The organism is Thermus brevis (genome assembly GCF_026427635.1).
In the GTDB taxonomy this organism is placed as follows: domain Bacteria; phylum Deinococcota; class Deinococci; order Deinococcales; family Thermaceae; genus Thermus; species Thermus antranikianii.
The window spans coordinates 457,909-480,662 of sequence record NZ_CP102606.1; the positions used below are offsets into that span (position 1 = coordinate 457,909).

The 22,754-nt window shown below is 65.0% G+C and carries 24 protein-coding genes and 5 pseudogenes; 13 read left to right on the plus strand and 16 right to left on the minus strand.

All coding sequences use genetic code 11. The features are described 5' to 3' along the window. Nucleotides 1–18 precede the first annotated feature (18 nt). On the plus strand, nucleotides 19–1,167 hold the full coding sequence (locus tag KQ693_RS02590) for an RNA-guided endonuclease InsQ/TnpB family protein (protein ID WP_267261838.1): 1,149 nt from the start codon (nucleotides 19–21) through the stop codon (nucleotides 1,165–1,167). Nucleotides 1,168–1,209: 42 nt separating this feature from the next. Here KQ693_RS02590 and rtcB read toward each other — a convergent pair. From rtcB to KQ693_RS02600, 4 genes and pseudogenes are all read right to left on the minus strand, one after another. Next, a pseudogene (gene rtcB / locus KQ693_RS12900) lies at nucleotides 1,210–2,370 on the minus strand (RNA ligase RtcB); the annotation flags it as partial. Between the two features lie 6 nt (nucleotides 2,371–2,376). Then, nucleotides 2,377–3,792 (minus strand): annotated as a pseudogene (locus KQ693_RS12945) (RtcB family protein); the annotation flags it as partial. Beyond that, a pseudogene (locus tag KQ693_RS12905) lies at nucleotides 3,769–4,086 on the minus strand (RtcB family protein); the annotation flags it as partial. The pseudogenes KQ693_RS12945 and KQ693_RS12905, both read right to left, overlap by 24 nt. Nucleotides 4,087–4,177: 91 nt before the next feature. After that, nucleotides 4,178–4,951, minus strand: a complete 774-nt coding sequence (locus KQ693_RS02600) for a hypothetical protein (protein WP_267261840.1) — start codon at nucleotides 4,949–4,951, stop codon at nucleotides 4,178–4,180. Nucleotides 4,952–5,025: 74 nt separating this feature from the next. On the opposite strand from KQ693_RS02600, the gene KQ693_RS02605 reads away from it, so the two are divergent. Together KQ693_RS02605 and ndk are read left to right on the plus strand one after the other, a co-directional pair. After that, nucleotides 5,026–5,958 (plus strand): PP2C family protein-serine/threonine phosphatase, encoded by a 933-nt coding sequence (locus tag KQ693_RS02605; protein ID WP_219758924.1) that lies wholly within the window; start codon nucleotides 5,026–5,028, stop codon nucleotides 5,956–5,958. A gap of 21 nt (nucleotides 5,959–5,979) precedes the next feature. Beyond that, a complete protein-coding gene (gene ndk / locus KQ693_RS02610) occupies nucleotides 5,980–6,393 on the plus strand; it encodes a nucleoside-diphosphate kinase (RefSeq protein ID WP_219758925.1) in 414 nt (137 codons plus the stop codon). Between the two features lie 8 nt (nucleotides 6,394–6,401). On the opposite strand, the gene KQ693_RS02615 is transcribed toward ndk, so the two are convergent. The 3 genes from KQ693_RS02615 to folP all read right to left on the minus strand — a co-directional run bounded on the left by KQ693_RS02615 (nucleotide 6,402) and on the right by folP (nucleotide 8,305). Then, nucleotides 6,402–6,947: a LabA-like NYN domain-containing protein gene (locus tag KQ693_RS02615; RefSeq protein WP_015715952.1), complete on the minus strand. Its 546-nt coding sequence runs from the start codon at nucleotides 6,945–6,947 to the stop codon at nucleotides 6,402–6,404. Nucleotides 6,948–7,127: 180 nt separating this feature from the next. After that, a complete protein-coding gene (folB, locus tag KQ693_RS02620) occupies nucleotides 7,128–7,484 on the minus strand; it encodes a dihydroneopterin aldolase (protein ID WP_105316731.1) in 357 nt (118 codons plus the stop codon). 2 nt (nucleotides 7,485–7,486) lie between these two features. Next, the gene (folP, locus tag KQ693_RS02625; protein WP_267261841.1) at nucleotides 7,487–8,305 is read right to left on the minus strand and encodes a dihydropteroate synthase; all 819 of its coding nucleotides are present in this window, start codon (nucleotides 8,303–8,305) and stop codon (nucleotides 7,487–7,489) included. A gap of 32 nt (nucleotides 8,306–8,337) precedes the next feature. Here folP and KQ693_RS02630 point away from each other — a divergent pair, with 32 nt between their 5' ends. From KQ693_RS02630 to KQ693_RS02650, 5 genes and pseudogenes are all read left to right on the plus strand, one after another. Next, nucleotides 8,338–9,171 carry a universal stress protein gene (locus KQ693_RS02630; RefSeq protein ID WP_267261842.1) on the plus strand — a complete coding sequence of 278 codons (834 nt, stop codon included), beginning with the start codon at nucleotides 8,338–8,340 and terminating at the stop codon, nucleotides 9,169–9,171. A 10-nt stretch (nucleotides 9,172–9,181) separates the two neighbouring features. After that, entirely contained in the window at nucleotides 9,182–10,390 is a 1,209-nt protein-coding gene (locus KQ693_RS02635; RefSeq protein ID WP_267261843.1) for an MFS transporter, read from the plus strand. A gap of 61 nt (nucleotides 10,391–10,451) precedes the next feature. Next, nucleotides 10,452–10,675: pseudogene (locus tag KQ693_RS02640) on the plus strand (TRAP transporter large permease subunit); the annotation flags it as partial. A gap of 26 nt (nucleotides 10,676–10,701) precedes the next feature. Then, nucleotides 10,702–11,181, plus strand: coding sequence for a cyclic pyranopterin monophosphate synthase MoaC (gene moaC / locus KQ693_RS02645; protein WP_267261844.1), 480 nt, complete (start codon nucleotides 10,702–10,704; stop codon nucleotides 11,179–11,181). Between the two features lie 25 nt (nucleotides 11,182–11,206). Next, a complete protein-coding gene (locus KQ693_RS02650; RefSeq protein ID WP_219758930.1) occupies nucleotides 11,207–11,527 on the plus strand; it encodes a NifB/NifX family molybdenum-iron cluster-binding protein in 321 nt (106 codons plus the stop codon). Here KQ693_RS02650 and KQ693_RS02655 read toward each other — a convergent pair. The 8 genes from KQ693_RS02655 to KQ693_RS02690 all read right to left on the minus strand — a co-directional run bounded on the left by KQ693_RS02655 (nucleotide 11,514) and on the right by KQ693_RS02690 (nucleotide 18,955). Beyond that, on the minus strand, nucleotides 11,514–12,467 hold the full coding sequence (locus KQ693_RS02655; RefSeq protein WP_267261845.1) for a hypothetical protein: 954 nt from the start codon (nucleotides 12,465–12,467) through the stop codon (nucleotides 11,514–11,516). The genes KQ693_RS02650 and KQ693_RS02655 overlap by 14 nt on opposite strands. An 81-nt stretch (nucleotides 12,468–12,548) precedes the next feature. Beyond that, nucleotides 12,549–12,977, minus strand: a complete 429-nt coding sequence (locus KQ693_RS02660) for a c-type cytochrome (protein ID WP_267261846.1) — start codon at nucleotides 12,975–12,977, stop codon at nucleotides 12,549–12,551. Between the two features lie 28 nt (nucleotides 12,978–13,005). After that, the gene (locus KQ693_RS02665; RefSeq protein ID WP_267261847.1) at nucleotides 13,006–14,076 is read right to left on the minus strand and encodes a TIGR04053 family radical SAM/SPASM domain-containing protein; all 1,071 of its coding nucleotides are present in this window, start codon (nucleotides 14,074–14,076) and stop codon (nucleotides 13,006–13,008) included. Between the two features lie 38 nt (nucleotides 14,077–14,114). Next, complete coding sequence (locus KQ693_RS02670; protein ID WP_267261848.1) at nucleotides 14,115–15,125, minus strand: hypothetical protein; 1,011 nt, start codon at nucleotides 15,123–15,125, stop codon at nucleotides 14,115–14,117. Further along, a complete protein-coding gene (locus KQ693_RS02675) occupies nucleotides 15,122–15,736 on the minus strand; it encodes an MBL fold metallo-hydrolase (protein WP_267261849.1) in 615 nt (204 codons plus the stop codon). The genes KQ693_RS02670 and KQ693_RS02675 overlap by 4 nt, the downstream gene beginning before the upstream one ends. Next, nucleotides 15,723–17,570 carry a 1-deoxy-D-xylulose-5-phosphate synthase gene (gene dxs, locus KQ693_RS02680; protein ID WP_267261850.1) on the minus strand — a complete coding sequence of 616 codons (1,848 nt, stop codon included), beginning with the start codon at nucleotides 17,568–17,570 and terminating at the stop codon, nucleotides 15,723–15,725. Before dxs ends, KQ693_RS02675 begins: the two co-directional genes overlap by 14 nt. A 13-nt stretch (nucleotides 17,571–17,583) precedes the next feature. Continuing rightward, nucleotides 17,584–18,225, minus strand: coding sequence for a hypothetical protein (locus KQ693_RS02685; protein ID WP_267261851.1), 642 nt, complete (start codon nucleotides 18,223–18,225; stop codon nucleotides 17,584–17,586). Between the two features lie 67 nt (nucleotides 18,226–18,292). Continuing rightward, on the minus strand, nucleotides 18,293–18,955 hold the full coding sequence (locus KQ693_RS02690; protein ID WP_038070820.1) for a PspA/IM30 family protein: 663 nt from the start codon (nucleotides 18,953–18,955) through the stop codon (nucleotides 18,293–18,295). A 78-nt stretch (nucleotides 18,956–19,033) separates the two neighbouring features. On the opposite strand from KQ693_RS02690, the gene KQ693_RS02695 reads away from it, so the two are divergent. From KQ693_RS02695 to KQ693_RS02710, 4 genes and pseudogenes are all read left to right on the plus strand, one after another. Next, complete coding sequence (locus tag KQ693_RS02695) at nucleotides 19,034–19,660, plus strand: TetR/AcrR family transcriptional regulator (protein ID WP_267261852.1); 627 nt, start codon at nucleotides 19,034–19,036, stop codon at nucleotides 19,658–19,660. Next, nucleotides 19,623–19,775, plus strand: a pseudogene (locus tag KQ693_RS02700) (ATP-binding cassette domain-containing protein); the annotation flags it as partial. The gene KQ693_RS02695 and the pseudogene KQ693_RS02700, both read left to right, overlap by 38 nt. A 59-nt stretch (nucleotides 19,776–19,834) precedes the next feature. Beyond that, nucleotides 19,835–20,596 (plus strand): hypothetical protein, encoded by a 762-nt coding sequence (locus tag KQ693_RS02705; protein WP_267261853.1) that lies wholly within the window; start codon nucleotides 19,835–19,837, stop codon nucleotides 20,594–20,596. Between the two features lie 11 nt (nucleotides 20,597–20,607). After that, a complete protein-coding gene (locus tag KQ693_RS02710) occupies nucleotides 20,608–21,246 on the plus strand; it encodes an outer membrane lipoprotein carrier protein LolA (protein ID WP_219758942.1) in 639 nt (212 codons plus the stop codon). On the opposite strand, the gene cysK is transcribed toward KQ693_RS02710, so the two are convergent. Further along, nucleotides 21,243–22,157, minus strand: coding sequence for a cysteine synthase A (gene cysK, locus KQ693_RS02715; protein WP_267261854.1), 915 nt, complete (start codon nucleotides 22,155–22,157; stop codon nucleotides 21,243–21,245). The genes KQ693_RS02710 and cysK overlap by 4 nt on opposite strands. Before the next feature lie 128 nt (nucleotides 22,158–22,285). Between cysK and KQ693_RS02720 the strand changes: the two genes are divergently transcribed. After that, nucleotides 22,286–22,753: an FKBP-type peptidyl-prolyl cis-trans isomerase gene (locus KQ693_RS02720; protein ID WP_267261855.1), complete on the plus strand. Its 468-nt coding sequence runs from the start codon at nucleotides 22,286–22,288 to the stop codon at nucleotides 22,751–22,753. The last annotated feature ends 1 nt before the right edge of the window (nucleotide 22,754 follow it).

Genomic DNA, 22,754 nt, shown 5'->3' on the forward strand with positions numbered 1-22,754 from the left:
GGGCGGATAGGCTATCCTATGCTCAAGTGGACGATGACTAGGAAGGCGTTCAAGTACCGCCTGTACCCCACCCAGCCCCAGGCTCGAGACCTGGAGAACACCCTTGAACTCTGCCGCCAGTTGTACAGCGCTGCCCTGCAAGAGCGCAGGGATGCCTACAGGAAGGCGGGCAAGACGGTGGGGTTCTACGAGCAAAAGAGGTGGTTGCCAGAGATACGGGCTGAGTTGCCGGAGTACAAAGGCATTCATTCCCAGGTTCTCCAGAACGTTATTGAGCGGGTAGACAAGGCCTTCCAGGGCTTCTTCCGCAGGCTTAAGGAGAAAGGGAAAGCCGGATACCCCCGCTTCAAAGGGAGGGGACGCTATGATTCCTTTACCTTCCCCCAGGCCGGAGTTACCGGAGTCAAACTCCAAAAGGACGGAAGGCGGGTTTTTCTCCACGGGATAGGCTCCGTAAAGGTCAAGCTACACCGACCCCTTGAGGGCAGGATAAAACCCGCCACCGTGAAGCGGAAAGGGGACCATTGGTACATCGTCTTCACCTGTGAAGTTGAACCCAAGCCTCTTCCTCCAACCGACCGGGCCGTAGGCATAGACCTGGGCACCAACCCCCACTTCCTCATCACCTCGGATGGGGAAACGGTAGAGGCTCCCCGGTACTTCCAGAAGGCGCAGGAAAAGCTTGCCAAGGTTCAGAGGGAGTTCTCCAGAAAGAGAAAGGGTAGTCATCGCTATCGGCAGGTTAAGAACCGACTAGCCAAGCTCCACCGCAGGATAGCCAACCAGCGCAAAGACTTTCACCACAAACTCGCCAGGAGGTTGGTGAACGAATATGGCACCATCGTCCATGAAGACCTGAACATCGCTGGCCTGGCCCGTTCCTATGTTGCCAGGGGAGTAATGGATGCGGGTTGGGCCCAGTTTCTGCAAATCCTTGCCTACAAAGCGGCGGAGGCTGGTAGGCAGGTGATAGGGGTAGACCCCAGGTACACGAGCCAGGATTGTCCCGTTTGCGGTCATCGGGAGAAGAAGCCGTTGTGGGTGCGGGAGCACACCTGCCCCCAGTGCGGTACCCGCCAGCACCGGGACGTGGCCGCTGCCATCAACATTCTGGCCAGGGCTCGGACGGAGCCTTCGGGGACGGGAAGGGGTCTTATCCCTTCCTGAAACCGAGAAGCCCCGTTCTTCAGAACGGGGAGTCGTCACAGTTTATCCCTTCACCACGATGAGGGGCCTTAAGCGGGCTACCTTCTTGCCGATCCCCGCTCCCTGGACCGCCTCCACCACCACGGAAACATCCTTGTAGGCCTCGGGCATCTCCTCGTCCACGGTGGCCTTGGTGGCCGCCCGCACCAGGATGCCCCTTTCCGCCAGCTCCTTGATCAGGTTCCGCTCCCGGGCCACCCGCTTGGCCTGGTGGCGGCTCATCTTGCGTCCAGCCCCGTGGCAGCTGGAGCCGAAGGATACCGCCATGGCCTTTTCCGTTCCCGAAAGCACATAAGAGTAGCGGCCCATGTCCCCGGGCACCAGGACGGGCTGGCCCACATGCTGGTACTCCAGGGGGATTTCGGGGTTTCCGGGGCCGAAGGCCCGGGTGGCTCCTTTGCGGTGCACCAGGACCCTCTTTCCCCCGTGCTCCTCAAACTTGGCGTTGTTGTGGGCCAGGTCGTAGAGGACCCTGAGACCGTGCTCCCTGGGTGGGAAGCCCACCACCTCGAAGGCCTCCCGCACGAAGTGGGCGATCAGCTGCCGGTTGGCGAAGGCGAAGTTGGCGGCGGCGGCCATGGCCTGAAGGTAGTCCTGGCCCTCCGGGCTCTTGATGGGGGCTGCCGCCAGCTGCTTGTCCACTAGCTCTATGCCATAGCGGGGGGCCACCTTTAGAAATCTTTCCACATAGTCCTGGCAGACCTGGTGGCCGAGGCCCCGGCTTCCCGTGTGAATAAGGACGGTGATCTGGTTGGGAAAGAGGCCGAAGGCTTCGGCGGCTTCCTCATCGTAGATCTGGTCCACGTACTGGACCTCGAGGAAATGGTTCCCGCTTCCCAGGGTGCCGATCTGGGGAGCTCCCCGTTCAAAGGCCCTGTCCGAAACCTTGTCGGGGTTGGCCCAGGGGAGGCGGCCCTCCGACTCGATGAAGTGGAGGTCCTCCGGGTAGCCGAAGCCCCTACGGATGAGCCAGCCAGCCCCCTCCTTGAGGATCTCCTTAAGCTCCTTCTTGCTGAAGCGCACGTCCTTGCGCTCGCTTCCCACCCCCGAGGGGATCAGGCGGTAGAGGGTATCGGCCAGCTCCCGTTGGCGGGGGAGGAGGTCCTCCAGGGTGAGGTGGGAGGCCAAAAGGCGTACCCCGCAGTTGGAAACCACAAACCCTTCGGCCACAAAGTTGTGTCCCTCATGAGCCATGGAGAGGTCGTAAACCCTTCCCCCGTGGGGAACGGTTTCCATAGCCACCACCCTGTCAAAAAACATGGGGCCGGCCCTTTGGAGGAACTCAGGGAAGGTGGGAAATCCCCAGGGGCGAAATCCACCTCGCTTCTCGTAAAGGGTACGCTCCACAAAGCGCCGAGGGAGGCCTAGGGTGGCGGCGATGCGTTTTGGTCCCAGGCCTGCCTGCCGCAGGGCCAAGACCTCCTCGGCCTGGGTTTCCCGAGCTTCTAAGTGGGCCTTTTTCAGGCGCAAGTAGAAAGCGGCCACCTGGGCTAGCCAGGCTTTTTGGGGAGCGTAGGCATAGCCCACCCTCTCGTAAAGGAGGCTGAGGTTTTCCGGTGTACTCCGGAGGATCAGTTTGAAGCGGTGGGAAGGATCAGCGGGTTCTTCCCAATCCAGTTCCTCACGTAGGGACTGGACTTCCAGGCCCAAGCCTTCCATTAAGCGGGCCAGATCTTCCATGAAGGTTCGGCCAATCCCCAAAAGGCTTTTCCGCTTGGACTGGGAGAGCACAGGAGAGGCGAGGTTGTACCCATGTCCGCTTACCCACTTCGGAGCAGAGAGCTCCGCTCCGAATAGTCCTGCTAAAAAGTTGGCTTTAAGCCAAGCGGGAAGGGAGAAGAGCCAATGAGGTAAGGTAAAAGCCGTTTGCGCCTTGGGGCCCTCGGGAAGGCCTAAGGCGTGGAGAAGGAGGAACAAAGCCCGGGAGGAGGCCTTAAGGCTAGCCTCTCGGTAGGTAAAGGTTCGTCCTCGGAAGCTGTGGTTTCGTACCCGAACGTAAGGGCCCCCAGCCTGGAAGCCCAGACGCTTAAGGTCCTCCTTGGCTTCCAGGAGTCCTTCTTCGTCCCCATAGAGCACCAGGTACCCCCTGCCCCGGGACCGGTAAAGGGTGCCATCCCCCAAGGCGTAGCCCAAAAGGCGGAGGATAGCTGGCAAGTGAGGGTGGTCCGCCTGTAGGGGAAGGAGCCCCTTCTCTTTCAGCACGTCTGCCGCCCGGGGAAACCCCAGGGCAAGTCCTAGGGCTTGGGCCCTTTCCTCGCTGAGAAGGGTCAGGGACGGAGGGGGTTCGTGGGGAAAGCCCTGGAAGGGGTGGACGGCCACCTGGTCTCCCCTTTTTAGGGTACCTATGGGATGCATCCCCGAGGGGGTGTAGACGGGATGATCGGGGGTGGCCTCCAGGATGAACCCTCCCTCGGTGCGGAGGCGCACCAGGGTTTCCGCTTCTCGGGAGAGGAGGAGGAAGGCTTTGCCTGCCTCAGGTTTTTCTTCAAGCCGCCACACGGTGAGGAGGGGTTCTTTTTCCCTCGCTACCTCCTCTATGGGGCGGGTGTAGCGGTCATGAAAGAGTACACGGGTGCCGGCAGGCAGGCAGTTGATATCAAACCCCACGCCTCCCGGGCTCACCACCCCTCCTTCCTCGGGGTCGAAGGCCGCCACCCCCCCGATGGGGAAGCCGTAGCCCCAGTGGATGTCGGGCATGGCCAGAGCGGGTTCCACGATCCCCGGCAGGGTGGCCACGTTCATGAGCTGCTGCAGGGAAGCGTAGTTTTCCCCCTCGAGGTCCTTCAAAATCTCCTCCGAGGCGAAGAAAATCGCATCCACCCGCATCTTCCCCTGGCGGGGGATGCGGTAGGTGTAGGGGGCGATTCTCTCAAAGCGCATGGCGCCCTCCTAAAGCAAAAGGCCGGGCTTTCGGGCCCGGGCTTATCCTCAAGTTACCGCGGTATGCGGTATGCGTCAAGGCTATGCAGGCTTAAGGGGCCTTGGAGGGTTCGGAGAGGGGGGTAACCTCCAGGTTATCCAGGTAAAAGACCAGATCGGGATCGTGAACGCCGAGTCCCAACCCCCCTTGGCGGAAGTCAGGGTCTTGCCAGAAGAGGAGTTCTCCTCCGTCCATGCTGAACCGAACCTCCCCCGTGTTCCGGGCAGTGACCTCAAGGCGATGCCACATCTTGTCCATGATGAATCCTCGCCCTGCTTCCCTCAGTTCCGGCCTTTTTGCCACCACCTGTCGCTGTTCCCCGAGGACCTTGGTGAGCTCTATGCCCTCCAGGCCGAAATAGAACTCCAAGGCGCGGGTTCCCGCAGGATCCAGAAACACCCGGAGAAAAAGGCCAGCAGAGCCCCAATAGGGATTTCCCAGGGACTTGACGTCCATGCGGACCCGGTAGTTGGTCCAATCCCCGGCACCCGTTGTGAGAAAGGCGCCATCAAAACGCGCCAGGCGGACGGCTCGGGTTACCGCGTTCTGAGGGTTCAGGGCTTCCGTGATGGTGAAGCGGGCTTCTTTCCCAAGCAGACCATACCGCTTGGGGGCTATCGTGGTTAGGACTGCGCCCAGCGGATAGGACTCGAAGTCATCCACATGGGGCAAGGGGTTTCCAGGGAGAACCCATTGGGGAGTGATCTGACCCTTCCCCACCTCTACCTGGGGCAGGGGTACTTGGGGTTCGAGGACCAGCCTGGGGGCACAAGCTCCCAATAGACCCAGGAGCGCACCCACAAAGAGGAGCCAGCCCCGTGCCATACCTACCTCCTTTTTCTTCAGCATAGCGCGGCTACCTCCTGTTGTCCACGGGCAAAAGGCGGTAAAATCCCCCCGTGTCCGGCCTGGCCTTCGCCTTGGAAACCCACCCCGGCCTCAAGCGGCCCAAAAACGAGGACGCCGTGGGGCATGCCCTTACCCCGTGGGGAGGGGTCTTCGTGGTGGCGGATGGGATGGGGGGGCATCGCACAGGAGAGGTGGCGGCCAGGCTGGCCGTGGAGATGATCCTGGAGAACCTGCGCAATGTAGACCCAAGCCCGAGGGCCCTCCTTCAAGCCTTTGAAAAGGCCAACGAGCGCATTTACCAGGAGGCGCAACGCCCCGAGAACCGGGGTATGGGCACCACCGCCACCTGCCTCCTGTTGGATCTGCCCTATGCCTTGATCGCCCATGTGGGGGACTCGAGGGCCTACCTTCTCAGAAAAGGGGAGCTTACCCTCCTCACCGAGGATCACTCCTGGGTGGCGGAAAGGGTGCGCCAGGGGCTCTTAAGCCCCGAGGAGGCCAAGACCCACCGCTGGCGCAACGTGATCACCAACGCCCTGGGCTCCTTCCCCCAGGCCCGGGTGGACCTCATGGGGCTTAAGCTGGAGCCCGGGGATGTGTTTTTGCTTTGCAGCGATGGCCTTTCCGGGGTGTTGGAGGACCGCACCCTGGGGGAAGTTCTGAAGAGCTTTCCCCCGGAGGAGGCGGCCAGGCGCCTGGTGGCCTTGGCCAACGAGTGGGGGGGGCCCGATAACGTGAGCGCCATCGTGGTGCGGGTGCCCGAGGAGCTTCCCCAGGGGGGTCGCCCCTATGCCCTGCCCCTCGAGGCAGCAAAAGGAGCCCCGGTGCGCCTGAAGCTTGGGGAGGAGCCTGAGGAACTGCCCACCCAGGTCCTGGAGCCCAAGCGTCCCCGGGTTCGCCTGAACTGGCGGGATGCCCTTTTGGTGCTCCTTTGGGTGGTGGTGGTGGCCTACATCCTGCTGGGTTACTTCAAAAGGCCCTAGACCTGCTAAACTCCTAGGGGTATGGAGCGCACCTTTGTCATGGTGAAGCCCGACGGCGTGCGAAGGGGTCTGGTAGGGGAGATCCTTGCCCGCTTTGAGCGGAAGGGTTTTCGTATCGTGGGGCTTAAGCTTTTACGGATCACCCAGGAGCTTGCGGAAAGGCATTACGCCGAGCACCGGGAGAAACCCTTCTTCCCCGGCCTGGTGAGCTTCATCACCTCGGGCCCGGTGGTGGCCATGGTGCTGGAGGGGCCGAACGTGGTGGCCGAGGTGCGGAAGATGATGGGGGCCACCCACCCCAAGGATGCCCTTCCCGGCACCATCCGGGGGGATTTCGCCACCACCATCGACGAGAACGTGATCCACGGTTCGGCGAGCCTCGAGGACGCAAGCCGGGAGATCGCCCTTTTCTTCCGTCCCGAAGAACTCCTCTAGGCCGGGGCCTACTCGCCGCTTTCGGGGGCCTGGGGCAGGCTCTGCGCCCGGAGGCGCTCCCAGGGGAAGTCGTCCAGGGGATAAAAGCGGTCCGCCTGCTGGGCCAGGCGGTGGGAGGAAAGGGCGTGAAAGGTGGTGTTTTCCACCTGCTTGCCCATGTCCTGGACCACCTTGACCACCTCGGCGAAGTCCCCATCCCCGGAGACCAGCACCGCCACGTCATAGGCGTCGGCATAGGCCAGGCGCAGGATGTCTATGGCGATCTGGATATCCACCCCCTTTTCCACAAAGCCATCCGCCCGCCTTTCCAGCCTTCCCAGGCGCACGGCCACATAGGGCACCCGCTTCAGGTAGTTGAGGAAGCTCTGGTGGGCCTTGGCGGCGGGGTCTTCCGGAGGGAGGGGGGCGTTGTAGTAGTAGGCGCGCAAAAGCCTGCGCCCGGCGGTGAGAAGGCTGATAAACTCCACGAAGTTAAGCCGATAATCCGGCCCCAGGTGCTGCACCAACCCCTTGTACAGGTTGGAGCCGTCAATGAATATCGCTACCCTTTCCATAATAGACCCGCCCCTTTCCGGGCTCCTTCAGTTTAGCCCAAGGGGGTGAGAAAGTTTATAGCCCACCGCTCCCTAGGGAGCAGTGGGGGAAGGAATAGGCCTTCTTCACGTAGCCCTTTTGGGCGGGGCTATCCTACCACGGTTTTCCCATGAGCGCAAGATGAGTGGCCGAAATGGGCTCTAGGAGCGCAGTTTCTCCGTTTCCGCGTACACGTCGCGGAAGACCCCGGGGATGGGGGCGTGGGGCTTGTGCACCCGCACCCGTACTCCCTCGAGGCGAGGAAAAGCCTGCAGGAGGGCTTCCGCCAGGTGGTCGGCCAGGGCCTCGATCAGGTAGAAGCGGCGGTGGCGCACCACCTCCTCCACCAGGGCGTAGACGGCGGCGTAGTCCACGGTTTCCTCCAGCCGGTCCCCCCTGCCCTCAAAGGGCACCTTAAGCCAGAGGTCCACCACAAACCGGGCTCCAAGTCGGCCTTCCTCGGGCCTCACCCCGTGGCGACCGTAGAACTCCAGACCCAAAAGGGCGATCTCCCCCATATCTATCCCCAGAGGGCGTTCCACACCGCAAGGGCCTCCCGGTGGGCGGCCACGTCGTGGACGCGAAGGATCCTGGCCCCCTTCGTGACGGCGAAAAGGTGGGCGGCCACGGAGCCGATGACCCTTTTTGCGGGTTCCTCCACCCCCGTGAGCTCCCCGATGGACCGCTTCCGGGAAAGCCCCACCAAAACGGGGTGGCCCAGGGCCACGATCTCTTCCAGGCGTTTAAGGAGGGCCAGGTTGTGTTCCAGAAGTTTCCCGAAGCCGAACCCCGGGTCCAGGACCACCTGGGGCACCCCGGCCCTCAGGGCGCTTTCCGCCTGGGCCCTTAGAAAGGCCTTCACCTCGGCCACCACGTCCCCGTAGCGGGCGTGGGCCATCATGGCCTGGGGGTCGGGCACGGGCATGTGCATGACCACCGCCGCCACCCCATATCGGGCGCAGAGGGCCACCATGCGCTCATCCCTAAGACCCGTCACGTCGTTGATGAGGTGCGCTCCCAGCTTCAGGGCCTCCGCCGCCACCTCGGGCTTGCGGGTGTCCACGCTCACCGGCACCCCCAGTTCCAGGATGGCCTCGAGGGCGGGAAGAAGCCGCTTCTTTTCCTCCTCCACGGACACGGGCTCGGCCCCGGGGCGGGTGGATTCGGCCCCCAGGTCCAGAAGATCCGCGCCCTCGGCCACCAGGGTCTTGGCCCTTTCCAGGGCCCTTTCCGGGTCCAGGTAGAGGCCGCCATCGGAAAAGGAATCGGGGGTGAGGTTGAGGATCCCCATGATCCGGGGGCGGGAGAGGTCCAGGGTGCGGTCGCGAAGCCAGAGCACGCAAGGATTATATTGGGGCCAGGGGGTGAAGCATGCGCCTGTTGGCTGCGGTGGACCTGGGGGAGGGCTTGGAGTCGGTGGTGGAAAGCGCCCGCTTCCTTCAGGAGGGGCTTGGCATCCCGGCGGAGCTTCTCCACGTGGTGCCCACCCCCTACTTTGAGGCCCTTGGCCGCCGCTTTCCCCATCTTAGGCCGGGGCTGGAGGAAACCCTTAGGCGGGTGGAGAAGGAGGTGCAAAAAACCCTGGCGGATACCGGGCTCAGGGCCCGGGTGCTCCGGGGTTTCCCTGCCCAGGTGGTGGCTGGGGAGGCCTTGCGAAGCCGCCTGGTCCTTTTGGGACAGCGAGGCACGGATGCCCTCGAGGTCCTGGCCCGGGGTGGGCTCGCCCGCTACCTCCTGCACCGAGGAGAGGTTCCGGTTCTGCTGCTCCCGAGGACCCTGAGGGGGGTGCGCCGCATTGCCGTGGGGTTGGACGATAGCCCGGCAAGCCTGAGCGCCTTCCGGGTGGCGGAGGCTTGGGGAAGGGCCTTGGGGGCTGAGGTCTTCGGCCTGCACCTGGTGAGCGGCCAGGGAGGGTGTTGCTTCCCCACCTATCTGGATCCTGAGACCTTGGGGCTAGCGGATGTTCTGGCCCGGGCCAAAGCCCATCTGGAAACCCTCCTCAAGGCCACTGGGGTGGTGGAGGTATCCAAGGGGGAAGAGGAGCTGGACCTTTTGCGCTTGGCCAAGGCCCGGAAGGCGGACCTCCTGGTCCTGGGTTCCAAGGCCAAGAGCACCTGGCGCCACCGGCTTGGGCGCATGGTGGAGGTGCTTTCCCACCGGAGCTCCTTGCCCCTCCTGGTGGTTCCCGAGGCCACGGTCTGGTAAGGTAAGGCCCATGCGCCACGGGCCCGGCTGGTACCTATCTCTTTCCGCCTACTGGTTCGCCACCAGCTTCAAGTGGTTCCTGGTCCTTCTGGTGATCCTGCCCGCCAAGGTGGCGGAGCTTTCCCCTCCCGAGGAGAAGGCTAGCCGCCTCGGCTTCCTCTTCGGCCTGGGGGCGGTGATGGCCATTCTTGGACCCCCCATCATGGGCTACTTCTCCGACCGCCTGGGCAGAAGAAAGCCCTTCCTCCTCGCGGGTAGCCTCCTTACCGCCATAGCCCTTCTCCTTTTGGCGCATGCCCCAAGCTACCTATGGCTCCTGGTGGCCTACCTCCTCCTGCAGGTGGCGGACGACCTGGCCACCGGGCCCTACTCCGCCCTCATCCCTGACCTGGTGCCCCGAAAGGAAAGGGGCACTGCCTCGGGGTACATGGGGGTGTTGCAGGTTTCCGGCCAGATCCTGGGGGGTGCGGTGGGGTTTCTTTTCCCTTTGGCCTTCCAGGCCTATCTGGCGGCCTTTTTGAACCTTCTGGGGGCCGGGCTTAGCCTCCGGGTTACCCTCGACCGGTCTTCAGGGGTCCATCCCCGTCCCTTCCTCACCGCCATGGCGGGGCCCTGGCGGGACGGTGATTTCCTTTTGGTCTACCTGACCCGCTTTTTGGTGATGCTGGGCTTTTACCTGGCCCAGACCTACCTGCAGTACTACCTGGCCGATGTGGTGCGGGTTTTCCAGGCCCTCGGGCGGACCCTTGCCAAAGAGCCCTTCCAGGCGGTGGCCCTTTTGGGCCTCCTCATCTCCTTGGGGGCGGCCTTGGCCAGCGTTCCCGCAGGGAAGGCCTCGGACCGGCTGGGCCGAAAGCCCCTGATCTACCTTTCGGGGGCGGGCCTCGGGTTGCTCATGCCCTTCATCCTGCTTTTCCCCCGGTATGACGCCATGCTGTTCCTGGCCCTTTTCTTTGGCCTTTTCTACGGGGTCTACCTGGCGGTGGACTGGGCTTTGGTGGCGGATGTGCTGAGGGATCCCAAGGCCCACGCCACCGACATGGGCTTATGGCAGACCGCCATCGTGGTGCCCCAGGTGCTGGCGGGGGCCTTCGGGCGGCCTTTGGACCTTCTGAACGCCCGGGGAGAGGGTCTGGGTTATCTGGTTCTCTTCCTACTGGCGGGGACCTTCTTTCTCCTGGGGGCCTTCCTGGTAGCCCCGATCCGCCGGGCCCGTTAAGAGCTTGGGATGGAAAGGAACCAGGGGAAAATCCCTTCTGGACGCGACCTCACATTGACCTTGGTTTGGCCTCCTGGTGGGGGTGAACCTGCAGACCTCCTTCCTCACCCCGCCCTTTGGCTTCGCCCTCTTCTACCTGCGGAACGTGGCCCCCAAGGAGGTGAAGACCACGGATATCTACCTGGGCGGGATCCCCTTCATCGGGCTGCAGCTACCGGTCTTGCTCTTTGTTTCCTGGGGAACCCCATCCGGCGCTTTGTGAGCGGGATGGGTTTTGGTGGGTAGCCCTGCCCAGGCCCTAGACTGGAGGCATGGACCTCACCCACTTTAAGGATGGCAGGCCCCACATGGTGGACGTGACGGGAAAGTCCGCCACCTTCCGCACCGCCACCGCCGAGGCCTATGTGGAGCTCACGGAAGAGGCCCTGGCTGCCCTGGAAAAGGGGGGTGTGGGGAAGGGGGATCCCCTCACGGTGGCCCAGCTTGCGGGCATCATGGGGGCCAAGAAGACCTCTGAGCTCATTCCCCTTTGCCACCCTCTGCCTCTCACCGGGGTGGAGGTAAGGGTGGAGCTGGAAAGGGAGGCCAGGCGGGTGCGCATCGAGGCCACGGTGCGCACCAAGGCGGAAACCGGGGTGGAGATGGAGGCCCTAACCGCCTGCGCCGTGGCGGCCCTCACCGTGTACGACATGCTGAAGGCAGCCTCCAAGGGCCTGGTGATCTCGAGGGTGCAGCTTTTGCACAAGGCCGGGGGGAAGAGCGGGGAGTGGCGGCGCACCCCTGACCCTTGATACCTCCGGGGTGTATCCTAGGGCTATGCGCATCGCCGTCGCCCTATCCAAAAACGACGACCAAAAGGTCTACCCGGGCCCCTTCGGGCACGCACCCCGCTTCGCCATCTACGAGGTGGAAGGGGGAGGAAAGGTGAGCCTCCTCGAGGTGCGGGAAAACCCCTACGCCGCCATGGAGGGCGGGAGGAAGCACGAGCTCATGCGGGAGCTACTCAAGGATGTGGACCTGCGGGTGGGGGCCCGCTTCGGCCACGGGGGTTCCATGGGAGCTTTCCCCATGGCGGAGCGGCTGGAGGTGGGTCCGGTGAGCGTGGCCGAGGCTTTAGAAAAGGTCAGGGCCCGCTAAAGTAGCGCCTTAGAAGCTCCTTGGCCTCAGGGGAGAGGGGAGTGCGCTCCAAGTAGACCTCCACCCCCCGGCGCACCTCCTCTGGAGGGCTTCCCTCCCGCCAGGGGGAGGGTAGGTCCTGGCCCTTTCCTTCCCGGCCGGGCCCGAGGAGTTCCTGCCCGGGACCGGTGGGCTCCGGGAGGGGCAAGGAGGCGGGAGCCTCCAGCGTTGGGGAGGGTCCTGAGGCACCTGGGGTGGGGGTGCCTGCTCCCTGAGGCTGGCCCGGTTCCTGACCTGGGACCTCCTGGGTGGCTTCTGGCTTTCCTTCCCCCCTGCTTGGCGCCCGGGTGCCCTGCCCCGGGGCCTGGGGGGAACCCCCGGGGGAAGATCCCTGGGGGCTAGGCTTTGGAGCCTTTCCCTCTTGGGGGGTTGGGGCGGGGTGGCCCTGGCCTGGTTCCTTCCCTTGCGGGCTCCTGGGGGCCTCTGGGGAATCTGGGGTCGGCGTGGTTTTCCCAGGTGAGGCCCCGGGTGCTTCGGCCGGCTTCTCCCTTTCCGAGGGGGTTTGGGGGATTGCGGGGCGCCCGGCGTTGGGAGGGGACCAGAAGGGGCTTGCTTCCCTGGGAGGAAGCTTCGTCCACGAGCCCAGGGCCAAGGCCAGCAGGACTAGGTAGAGGGCGAAAAGGCCCAGGGGGAAGGGGGGAAGAGGGATCTCCACCTTGCGGGCCTCCTGCCAAAGCCGTTCCTCCCCGTAGGCCAAGGCGGTGGGATAGGCCAGACTGGCCCGGGCGATCTCCCGTAGCGCCCGCCCTTCCCAAAGCCGGGCGGGAAGCAAAAAGGGTAGGAGGGAGGCCAGGGCGAAGAAGGGGTGGAGAAAGCCCAGAAGCGCCAAGGGAATGGCCAAGAGGAGCCGGTGGCGCCAGGCCAGGCGCCTTGCGTAGAGAAGGTGGAACCCAGGCTCCACGGCAAGACCATTATCCCCCGCCAGGGGTTAAGGAAAAGGTGCCCGGGGCCTAAAGGCCCCGGGGGGAGGGAGTACACCGGTCTACTTGACCGGGGGACGGGACTTGAGGACCTCCTGGGGAGAGCGGGCCCTGGCCCTTTGCGCCTTCACCTCCTCGGCGCTTATGGGCTTGGCCTTGGACTTGGCGAAGGTGGTGAGGACGTGGTTCAGGAGGTCGGCCACCTCCTGGTCCTTGAGCTGGCGGAAGGGGGGCATGACCCCGCTATAGGTCTTGCCCTCCACCGTAAGGCTTCCCTGGAGGCCGTAGAGGACCACCCGGATCAGGTACTCCCGGCCCCCCTTGGCCTGGACCACCTTGTCCAGGTGGGTGAGGGACGGGAAGGCTCCAGGGACTCCCTGGCCCGTGGCCTGGTGGCAGCTTTGGCAGTTGGCGGAGTAGAGCTTGGCCCCAGGGCTTTGCCCAAGGGCCAGAAGGCCCAGGAAGAGCAAGGCGGGGAAGAGGCGCTTCATGGCTCCATTATGGGGAACCTCCCTCCCCTTAGGCCAGGGGCATTTGTCCTAGGCCCTTAGGGATGTAGGCGCAGCGGGGGTCGGCGGCCAGGTGGTCCCCGGTTTCCGCCCAGGCCCGGGCCCGGCTTCCCCCGCAAAGCTCCCGGTACTCGCAGACCCCGCACTTGCCCTTGAGAAGGGCCTTGTTGCGGAGCTCGAGGAAAAGGGGGCTATTCCGGTAGATCTCCAGAAGGGGCTTCTCCCGCACATTGCCGGCGGAGAGGGGAAGAAACCCCGAAGGATACACCTCCCCGGTGGAGGAAACGAAGACGAAGCCGAAGCCGTCGGAGAGGTGCACCCCCCGGCCTTCCCCCACCAGGGCCCCGTCCTCCCCTCCTTCCTTCTTGCGGCGCTCCAGGGCCACCCGGCGGAACATGGGGCCTTCCGTGGTGCGCACCTTGAAGGGATAGCGGCGGGAAAGATCGTAAAGGAGGTGCATCACCTCCTCGTATTCCTCGGGGGAAAGTTGCTCTAAAAGCGCTCCCCGGCCCACGGGTACCAGGAAGAAGACCTCCCAGGTGGCCACCCCTTTGGCCGCCAGGATCTCGGCGATGCCGGTGAGCTCCCCCTTGGTCTTTCGGGTCACGGTGGTGTTCACCTGGGTTATGAGGCCCACCTCCCGGGCCCATTCCAGGGCCTGTAGGGCCAGGGCGAAGGTGCCCGGGACTCCGCGGAAGCCATCGTGGCTTTCGGGGCTCGCCCCGTCCAGGGAGATGGCCATCTGGTGCACGGAAAGCTCCTTGAAGCGCTCCACCACCTCCCGGGTGAGCCTGGGGGTGACGGCGGGGGTGATCCCCACCTTAAGGCCCAGGCGTTTGGCCTCCTCCAAAAGGAGGAAGAGGTCGGGCCGGGCCAGGGGATCGCCCCCCGTGGGCAGGAGGATGGGCTTGGGGGTGTAGGTGGCGAGCTCCTCCAAGAGCCTCAAGCCTTCCTCGGTGGTGAGCTCCCCGGGTAAGGGGTCCGGCACCGCCGAGGCCCGGCAGTGCTGGCAGGCGAGCAGGCAGGCCCGGGTCATCTCCCAGGCCACCAGGAGGGGGAAGCGGTGAAGGTCGGGCTTCATGCCTCCAGGATGCCGCCTGGGGGTGGGGGCAGATGTCCCTAGCGGGGAAGGGTGAGGCGGTAGACCAGGGTAAGGGCCTCCCCGGGTTTAAGGGGGACCTCCAGGCGGTAGCCCTGGGGCAGGTGGGTGGCTTCGGGGAAGTCCAGGCGGAAGGGCTGGGGGAAGGTTTCCGAAAGGAGAAGGGCGATGGGGTAGGGGTAGGGGTTTTTGAAGCGGGTTTCCACGCGGTAGGTGGCCTCCTTTTCGCTTTGCTGGAGCAGGCTCACCGTCCGTTCCAGCCGGCCCTCGAGGTCCCGCCCCAGCCACACCTCGGCCACCTCTCCCTCGGGGGTGGCGGGAAGCAGGGCCTGGCCCAGGAAGAAGCCTTCCTCCACCACCTCGAGGCTCCCCGGGGCCAGGGGGAAGGGTGCCTTAAAGCGGTAGCCCCGCTCCAGGGCCAGAAACCTGTCCGTGCGGAAGGGTCCTTGGTAGCGAAGAAGCCGGGTTGGGCTTACCTGGGCCTTGAGGACGGGAATCTCCGTGGTGCCGGGCTCCAGCCGGCCCGGGGGCAGGGGGTAGCGGAAGAGGCCAAAGGGGCTTTCCCCTGAAGGAGCCTCGGCCAGAGCCCGCATGGGTATCCCCTTGGCCTCGGCCACCCCGAGAAGGGGGGCTTCCCCGGCGAGCAGGGTGAGCTTTCTGGCTTCCAGGGGCCCTCCCTCCAGCCGGAGCCGGGCCCAGAGGGTGAGCCTTCCCTCCTCCAGGGTGTAAAAGACCTCCCCGGAAAGCCCGGTGTAAAGGTAGCGCAGGATGGCGGGCCCCTCCCCCTGGTAGCGGAAAAGGACCGCCGTTCCCTGGTAGATGCGCTCCTTTTCCTCCACCCCAAGGAGCCTTAAGGATCCCGGGGCCATGCGGGAAAGCTTCTCCCCGGCCAAATAGACCCAGGCGGAGGGGGGAAGGAGCACGGGTTCCTTGACCTCAGCGAAACCGGGGTAGACCACCACCTCCTGGGCCCAGGCCAAGGCGCCCAGGCTCCAGAGGAGGGCTAGGAGGCCCGCTTGGACTTTTCTCATACCCCCAGTTTAAGGGCCAAGGCCTCCACCTCCTGGCGGGAGAGGGGCCCTCCGTGGCCCAGGTAGACGGTTTCTGCTCCCAGGTCCAGGATCTTGCGCACTGTTTTCTTGGCTAAGGCATGGTCCTCGTTGACGAACCTGGGGGGAAGGCCCTTGCCCCTTAAGGCATCCCCGGCGATCAGGAGACCTTCCCGGAAAAGCCCCACCTGCCCCAGGGTGTGGCCGGGAAGCTCCACCACCCGCCATCCCCAGACCACCTCCCCTTCCTCCGCCGGCCTCAAGGCCTCCCGGGGGAGGGGCGGGGCCAGGTTGGCGAGCCAGGGGCCCAGGAGGGGTATGGGTAGAGGAGGGCGGGGCCTTTCCTTGGTCAGGTAGGGCCACTCCTTGGGATGGGCCAGGATGGGAAGGCCAAACCGTTCCCAAAGGGCCCGGGCTCCGCCGCTATGGTCCGTGTGGTGGTGGGTGAGGAAGAGGAGCCTGGGGGGTTCTCGGAGGAGCCTTAGAAGCTTTCCCGCCTCCCAGGGAAGCCCGGCGTCCACCAGGAAGTACCCTTCCGCTACGGGAACCCTGTAAAGGTTGGCGGCGAAGGGGAGGGCCTCAAGCCCTCTCATAGGTGGAAGGGACGCCCATTTCCGCCAGGGCCTTCCGGATGCCCTCGGCGTCGATCCCAGCCTGGCGGTGGAGGCTGGGGATGGAGCCGTGCTCCAGGAAGCGGTCGGGCAGGCCCAGGACCTTCACCTGAGGCTTCAAGCCCATCTCGTTTAGGGCCTCGAGGACCGCGCTCCCAAACCCCCCCATCCGCTGGTGGTCCTCCACGGTGAGGAGCCGGTAGCGGGCAAGCGCCCTTAGCATCTCCCGGTCCAGGGGCTTGAGGAACCGGGCGTTCACCACCCCGATCCTGGGGTCATCCGAGGCGGCCTCGAGGGCGTACTTCAAGGTCTTTCCGAAGGCCAGGATGTAGGCCTCGGTGCCCTCCTTGAGCACCTCCCACCGGCCCCAGGGGATCTCGGGCCAGGCGCCCTCCGGGGCCCGTTCCACGTTGTCCCGGGGGTAGCGGATGGCGATGGGCCCCCCGATCTCTAAGGCCTTCTTCAGCATGGCCCTTAGCTCCAAGGCGTCCTTGGGGGCAGCGATCTGCAGGTTGGGGATGGTGCGCAGGTAGGCGATGTCAAAAACCCCGTGGTGGGTGGCTCCGTCGGCCCCCACCACCCCCGCCCGGTCTATGGCGAAGATCACGGGCAAGGCCTCTATGGCCACGTCGTGGATCACCTGGTCGTAGGCCCGTTGCAAAAAGGTGGAATAAATGGCCACGATGGGCTTAAGGCCCCGTAGGGCCATGCCTGCCGCCGTGGTCACCGCCACATCCTCGCAGATCCCCACGTCCAGGTAGCGGTCGGGGTGCTCCACGGAGTAGCGCACCAGGCCCGAGCCCTCCCGCATGGCCGGGGTGAGGACGAAGAGGCGGGGTTCCAGATAGGCCAGCTCCGTGACGGCGTCCCCAAAGGCCTGGCTCCAGGTGTAGCCCTTGGAAACCTTCTCCGGCCTGAGGGGGTCAAAGCCCGAGGGCCCGTGCCAGTAGATGGGGTCGGCCTCGGCCACCTTGTAGCCCTTACCCTTCCTGGTGACCACGTGGAGCAGGGTAGGGCCGTCCAACTCCTTGAGGTGCTCCAGGATGTGGATGAGCCCTTTGAGGTCGTGGCCGTCCACGGGGCCGATGTAGCGGATCCCCCAGGCGTAGAAGGGATTCTCCTGGTGGAGGATGAGCTTGGCCGCTTCCTTGGCCCGGTCCACCAGGCCGAAGAGCTTGGGGGAGATGTGTTCCAGGATGCTCCGGCCCAGCTTCTCGGCGTCCTGGACCCACTTTCTTATCTGAAGCTCTTTGAAGTACTTGTTGAGGGCCCCCACGTTTTCCGAGATGCTCATCTCGTTGTCGTTCAGGATGATGAGCATCCTCTTGCCCAGCTCCCCGATCTTGTTGAGGGCGGCCAGAGCCATTCCCCCGGTGAGGGCCCCATCCCCTATGACCGCCACCACGTGGTAGTCCTCCTTCGCCAGGTCCCGGGCGATGGCCATGCCCAGGGCATGGGCCAAGGAGGTGCTGGCGTGGCCAGCGGTGATGGCGTCGTGCTCCGACTCGGAAACCTTGGTGAAGCCGGAAAGCCCCCCTTCCTGCCTCAGGGTGTGGAAACGGTCCTTGCGCCCGGTGATGAGCTTGTGGGCGTAGGCCTGGTGGCCCACGTCGAAGAGGATGCGGTCTTTAGGGGACTGGAAGACCCTGTGCAGGGCTAGGACGAGCTCCACTGCCCCCAGGGAGCTTGCCAGGTGGCCCCCGTTTTGCGCCGTGACCCGGATGATCTCGCTCCGGATTTCCTCGGCCAAGGCCTGGAGCTCCTCGAGGGTCAGGCCCTTCAGGTCGTCCGGGCTATTCACCTTGTCCAGTACCATCTTTCCCCCCTAGCTAGAAGTTCTTCTCCACCAGAACGCGGCCTTCCCGGGTGCGCACCTCCCCCACCCTGGGGGAAAACCAGACTTCCCGGGCATCCTGGCCGCGCTCGTCCTGGTAGACCTGTCGGATGCGGTACACCTGGAAGACCCCGGCGGGCAGGCGCACCTCCCGCTCCTCCAGCACCTCCATGGTATAGCTCAGGCCCCCCTGGGCTAGGGGCTCCCGTCCCCCAGGGGTGAGGAGCTCCACCCGCACCGTCACTCTGCCCCCCCAGCGGTAGCCCACGGCTAGGAGGGCCTCCGGGGGGTACTCCAGAATGGGGGGGGTGAAGACCACCCGGGCGGAGGGGTCCTGGAAGCCCAAAAGCCGCACGCCAAAGGCCCCCACCTGCCGGTAGTAGACCCTGTCCTCCCCCCGGCCGAAGCTTCGGAAGCGCACCGCCTCCAGCCCCTCGTAAAGGGCCGGGCCCTCCACCCGCACCCGGTAGGGGGGGGAGGAAAGGGCCTCCCCCTCGGGCACATAGACCCACTCCAGGCCCGTGGTGGCGGGATAAAAGGCGGTTTCCTTAAGAAGGGGCCGGGCCTCGGGGGCCTGGGTGGCCTGGGGGGCACAGGCGGCCAGAAGGAGGGCGAGGGCCATAAGGTACCGCCTCATGATACGGAGTTTACCCCTTAAGCCCCCGTGGGCCGGCCTACACTGCCCGCAAGGAGGGATGCCCGGATTAGGACTGGCCAAGCTCCTTCTTGAGGCGGGAAAGCTCCTCCTCCAGATCCTTTTCCGCGGAGAGGGCGGCGAGCTCCTTTTCCAAGTCCTGGCCATCCAGCTCCTTCAGGGCCTCGTGCCGGTCCTCCATGGAGAGGATGCGGGCCTCCATCTCCTCAAAGGCCTCGAGGGCCGGGTGGGCGTCCAGCTTGGATTCCATCCGCCGCACTGCCTCGGCGGCCTCCACCCCCTTCTTGCGGGCGAGAAGGAGCTTCTTCCTGGCCTCGGCCTCGTCGATCTTGGCCTCGAGGGCCTTGAGCTGGGTCATGAGGCGGTTCACAAGGGCCTTCTGCTCCTCCGCCTGCTGCTTGAAGCCCTCGGCCAGGTCCAGGGCCCGCTTCCTCCGCCTCAAGGCCTCCTTGGCCAGGTCTTCCCGGCCTGCCTTCAGGGCCTCCTTGGCCTTCTCCTCCCAGAGGGTGGCCTCTTGCAGGTGGCTTTCCACCTCCCGTTCCAGGCGCTTGCCCTCAGCCATGGCAGCCGCCACCTGCTCCCGGGCCTCCCTTAGGGCTTCTTTCATGTCCTCCAGGGCCTGGTTGATGATCTTCTCGGGGTCCTCGGCCCGGCGCAGCAGGTCGCTCAGGTTGGCCCGGATGAGACGGCTTAGGCGGTCCAGTAGGGTCATGGTTTTTCCTCCTAGGTTGAGTATGCCACACCCACCCTTGACCCTGGGGGAGAAAGGGGGTAGGCTTGCGCTGTAAGTATGCGCTTACTTGCAGGGCCGGAGGACCAGGGCTGGGGCAAGGATCCGGATCGCGGGCTGCTTTTGGCGGCCCTGGAGCTTTTGGCTGAGCGGGGGTACCGGGGGGCCACCACCAAGGAGATCGCCCGGCGGGCCGGGGTGAACGAGGTAACCCTCTTCCGGCGTTTCGGCAGCAAGGAGGCCCTTTTGCGGGCGGCCCTTTCCCACTTTATCCCGGCGGGGTTTCTGGAACGCCTCCCCGCGGAGGAGGCTCCCTTGGAGGAGGGCTTGAGGCAGCTTTTAGAGGCCTACCTGGACCTCCTAAAGGCCCACCAGGCCCTTCTGCCCAAGCTGCTTGCCGAGCTTCTCCGCCACCCGGGGCTAAGGGGCGCAGGACCTCCGAAAGGCATCCTGGGCGTCCTGGAAAGGGTGGTGGGCTTCTTCCGGGCCCAGCAGCGGAGGGGCCTTCTCCGGTCCGATGAGCCTCCCGAGGAGATGGCCTTGGCCTTTGTGGGACCCTTGATGGCCCGCTTCCTTCTGGGGGAGGCTTTGGGGGTGCACCTCCCCCTGGACCCGGAGGCCTATCTGCGGGGATACCTGGAGGGTAGACATGGTGCAGGCAGAGGAGGTCAGTCGGAGCTTCGGTAGCGTCAGGGCCTTGGATCGGGTGAGCCTCGAGGTGCGCCCTGGAGAGGTCTTCGGCCTCCTGGGGCCCAACGGGGCGGGGAAGACCACCTTGGTGCGGATCCTCACCGGGGTTCTCCTCTTTTCCGCCCTGGTCCTCTTCCTGGCCTCCGTGCGCTTCCAAAGGCAGGTGGTGGCATGAAAAGGATCTGGTGGGCGGGGTGGGTGGTTTTGGGCTTGGCCCTGGCCCAGGGGCGCCTCGAGGCCGGGGTTTATGGAGTTTCGGGAAGCTTAGCCTCCACCCTCGAGGGGGGCTTCACCCTGGAGCCGGGGGAGGTCTACGGGAAGCTCCAGGTGGGGCAGGAAAGCTGGGGGGCCTTGGGGTTTTCCTCCAGCCTTGCCCTCGGGCCCCTGGGGTACCTGGCCTATGGCCTGCAAGCCGAGGTGGGGGTGGGGGGGCTTGGGGGGATGGCCTTTGCCGAAGGGGGTGCCGGCCCCCTGGCCCTGGCGGCGCGGCTCGGCTACCGCCCCAAGGGGGTTTTCCCCCTGTTCCCCGAGGAAGGGGTGTTCGGCCGGCTTTCCCTGCGCTACCGCCTGGTGCCTAAGGAGGTGGTGGGCCTGCTCTTGGAAAGGGGAGAGGTCTTGCGGGCCGAGGTGAGCTACGCCCTGAGGGAGGAGGCCACCTATACCCTGGGGGCGGGTTTTTCCGGCCTGCCCTACCTGGTTTTGGGCTGGAAGGGCGAGGTGGGGGAGGGGATGGAGGTACTGGACCTCGCCCTGCGCTTAGGGGGGTTAAATCGCCTCGAGGCGGGGCTTTACTTAGGGGAGGCTAGCCTTTTCCTCACCCTTTCCTATCCCTTTGCGGGTAGCCTCGGGGTGTGGCTTGGGGACCTGGGCCTCGAGGGAGGGTACAGGGAGGCTCCCTACGCCTGGGTCCGGTACGCCTGGAGGTGGCCATGAGGAGGCGATTTATGGAAAAACCCTGGGGTATTTTGCTCCTGGCCCTGGGTCTGGCTCTGGCGCAAAGCGTCTCCGAGGTCCTGGACCGGGTGGAGAGGAACCTGCAGGACCCCTGGCAGGCGGTGGTGCAGGGCCAGATCCAGGGACCCGGAGGGCAGGAGGAGCTTAAAGCCCGGGTGCTGGCCATTCCCAAGGAAAACCTCTTCCGCATAGAGTTTCAGAAACCGGGCTCTCTGGAGGGCAACTTCACCCTGATCACGGAAAAGGAGGTCTGGAACTACCTTTACCTCACCAACCAGCTCATCGTGAGCCCCAAGGAAAAGGCCCAGGTGCAGGGCCTGGGGTTTAGCCCCCAGGGCCTTGGGGACCTGAAGGGGCTTTCCGAACGGGTGAGCCTTCGCCTGGTGGGGGAGGAGCGCCTGCCGGAGGGGGTGGCCTGGAAGCTGGTGGGCCGGGCGCAGGAGGGCCAGGGCTTCGCCACCCTGGAGCTTTACATCCTGAAGAACGATCCCAGGCCCGTGCGCTTCGTGTTCCGGGACGAGGCGGGGAAGGTGATGGCCGACCTGCGGGTGGTGGAGTTCAAGAAAGCCTCCTTACGCCCCCAGGATCTCAAGCGCTACCCCAAGGACGCTCAGGTGGTGCGGCGCTAGGGTTCGGCGTAGAGGGGGGTGGTGAGGTACTTCCAGCCGCCATCCGGGCTGATGCAGGCCACCCTCTTGCCGGGGCCCAGTTCCCGGGCCACCTGCAGGGCTGCCCACAGGATCCCTCCCGAGCTCATCCCCAGGAAAAGCCCTTCCTCCTTGGCCAGCCGCCGGGCCAGGGGGAAGGCATCCTCCTCCCACACCTGGATGACCCCATCCAGAAGGGAGAGGTCCAGGTTCTCGGGGATGAAGCCGGGTCCCATGCCCTGGAACTGGTGCTGGCCCATCTTGCCCCCGGAGAGGACGTTGGAGCGGGCGGGCTCCACGGCGATCACCTTCACCCCGGGGATCCTTTCCTTCAGGTACCGCCCCACCCCGGTGATGGTCCCCCCGGTGCCCGAGCCGTAGACGAAGGCGTCGATCCGCCCCTCTAGGGCCTCAAAGAGTTCCGGCCCGGTGGTCTCGTAGTGGGCCCGCACGTTGGCGGGGTTGGCGAACTGGTCGGGCATGAAGGCCCCAAGCTCCTCCTTAAGGCGCAAGGCCTCCTCCCTTGCGGCCAGCATCCGCCTCGCCGGGTCAGTGAGGACCAGCTCGGCGCCGAAGGCCTTCAGCACCCGCTTCCTCTCCTCGGACATCTGGGCGGGCATGGTGAGGATGAGGCGGTAGCCGCGGCTTGCGGCGATCATGGCCAGGCCGATCCCGGTGTTGCCGCTGGTGGGCTCCACGATGACCTGGCCGGAGCCGGGGCGGAGGAGGCCTCTTTCCTCGGCATCCCTGATCATGTACCAGGCGGGCCGGTCCTTGATGGACCCGCCGGGGTTGAGGCCCTCCAGCTTCACCCACACCTCGGCCATGTCGGGCTCCACCACCTTGAAAAGGCGCACCACCGGGGTTTTGCCGATGATCGTTTCCACCCGCATACCCCTACTATAGGGCCTGTAAGGGAAGGGGAAGGAGCTTGGATACGGGGAAAGCTCCTTCCACCTTTCCTCCAAGGGGCGGGTCTGCTAGGCTAAGGGGAGCAAGCCTGGCTTGCGAAAGGGTGACCATGAAGGTTGAACAAGACAAGGTGGTAACCATCCGCTACACCCTCCAGGTGGAGGGGGAGGTCTTGGACCAGGGGGAGCTTTCCTATTTGCACGGGCACGGCAACCTGATCCGGGGCCTCGAGGAGGAGCTGGAAGGCCGCGAGGAGGGGGAGGTCTTCCAGGCCCGTGTGCCTGCGGACAAGGCCTATGGACCCCGCGACCCCGAGGGGGTCCAGGTGGTGCCCCTCTCCGCCTTCCCCGAGGACGCGGAGGTGGTGCCCGGGGCCCAGTTCTACGCCCAGGACATGGAGGGGAACCCCATGCCCCTCACCGTGGTGGAGGTCCAGGGGGAAGAGGTGACCATTGACTTCAACCACCCCCTGGCGGGCAGGGACCTGGACTTCGAGGTGGAGGTGGTGAAGGTCCGGGAGGCCACCCCCGAGGAGATCCTTCACGGCCACGTGCACGAGGGCGGGCACCACCACTGAG

Coding starts and splice junctions, on each gene's coding strand:
- moaC (WP_267261844.1), top strand. CDS start 10,702: ATGGACCTCACCCACTTTAAGGATGGCAGGCCCCACATGGTGGACGTG.
- KQ693_RS02685 (WP_267261851.1), bottom strand. CDS start 18,225: ATGAGGCGGTACCTTATGGCCCTCGCCCTCCTTCTGGCCGCCTGTGCC.
- KQ693_RS02690 (WP_038070820.1), bottom strand. CDS start 18,955: ATGACCCTACTGGACCGCCTAAGCCGTCTCATCCGGGCCAACCTGAGC.
- folB (WP_105316731.1), bottom strand. CDS start 7,484: ATGGGGGAGATCGCCCTTTTGGGTCTGGAGTTCTACGGTCGCCACGGG.
- KQ693_RS02660 (WP_267261846.1), bottom strand. CDS start 12,977: ATGAAGCGCCTCTTCCCCGCCTTGCTCTTCCTGGGCCTTCTGGCCCTT.
- KQ693_RS02590 (WP_267261838.1), top strand. CDS start 19: ATGCTCAAGTGGACGATGACTAGGAAGGCGTTCAAGTACCGCCTGTAC.
- KQ693_RS02675 (WP_267261849.1), bottom strand. CDS start 15,736: ATGAGAGGGCTTGAGGCCCTCCCCTTCGCCGCCAACCTTTACAGGGTT.
- cysK (WP_267261854.1), bottom strand. CDS start 22,157: ATGCGGGTGGAAACGATCATCGGCAAAACCCCGGTGGTGCGCCTTTTC.
- KQ693_RS02670 (WP_267261848.1), bottom strand. CDS start 15,125: ATGAGAAAAGTCCAAGCGGGCCTCCTAGCCCTCCTCTGGAGCCTGGGC.
- KQ693_RS02635 (WP_267261843.1), top strand. CDS start 9,182: ATGCGCCACGGGCCCGGCTGGTACCTATCTCTTTCCGCCTACTGGTTC.
- KQ693_RS02720 (WP_267261855.1), top strand. CDS start 22,286: ATGAAGGTTGAACAAGACAAGGTGGTAACCATCCGCTACACCCTCCAG.
- KQ693_RS02615 (WP_015715952.1), bottom strand. CDS start 6,947: ATGGAAAGGGTAGCGATATTCATTGACGGCTCCAACCTGTACAAGGGG.
- KQ693_RS02600 (WP_267261840.1), bottom strand. CDS start 4,951: ATGGCACGGGGCTGGCTCCTCTTTGTGGGTGCGCTCCTGGGTCTATTG.
- KQ693_RS02710 (WP_219758942.1), top strand. CDS start 20,608: ATGGAAAAACCCTGGGGTATTTTGCTCCTGGCCCTGGGTCTGGCTCTG.
- KQ693_RS02665 (WP_267261847.1), bottom strand. CDS start 14,076: ATGAAGCCCGACCTTCACCGCTTCCCCCTCCTGGTGGCCTGGGAGATG.
- KQ693_RS02705 (WP_267261853.1), top strand. CDS start 19,835: ATGAAAAGGATCTGGTGGGCGGGGTGGGTGGTTTTGGGCTTGGCCCTG.
- KQ693_RS02630 (WP_267261842.1), top strand. CDS start 8,338: ATGCGCCTGTTGGCTGCGGTGGACCTGGGGGAGGGCTTGGAGTCGGTG.
- dxs (WP_267261850.1), bottom strand. CDS start 17,570: ATGGTACTGGACAAGGTGAATAGCCCGGACGACCTGAAGGGCCTGACC.
- KQ693_RS02650 (WP_219758930.1), top strand. CDS start 11,207: ATGCGCATCGCCGTCGCCCTATCCAAAAACGACGACCAAAAGGTCTAC.
- KQ693_RS02695 (WP_267261852.1), top strand. CDS start 19,034: ATGCGCTTACTTGCAGGGCCGGAGGACCAGGGCTGGGGCAAGGATCCG.
- ndk (WP_219758925.1), top strand. CDS start 5,980: ATGGAGCGCACCTTTGTCATGGTGAAGCCCGACGGCGTGCGAAGGGGT.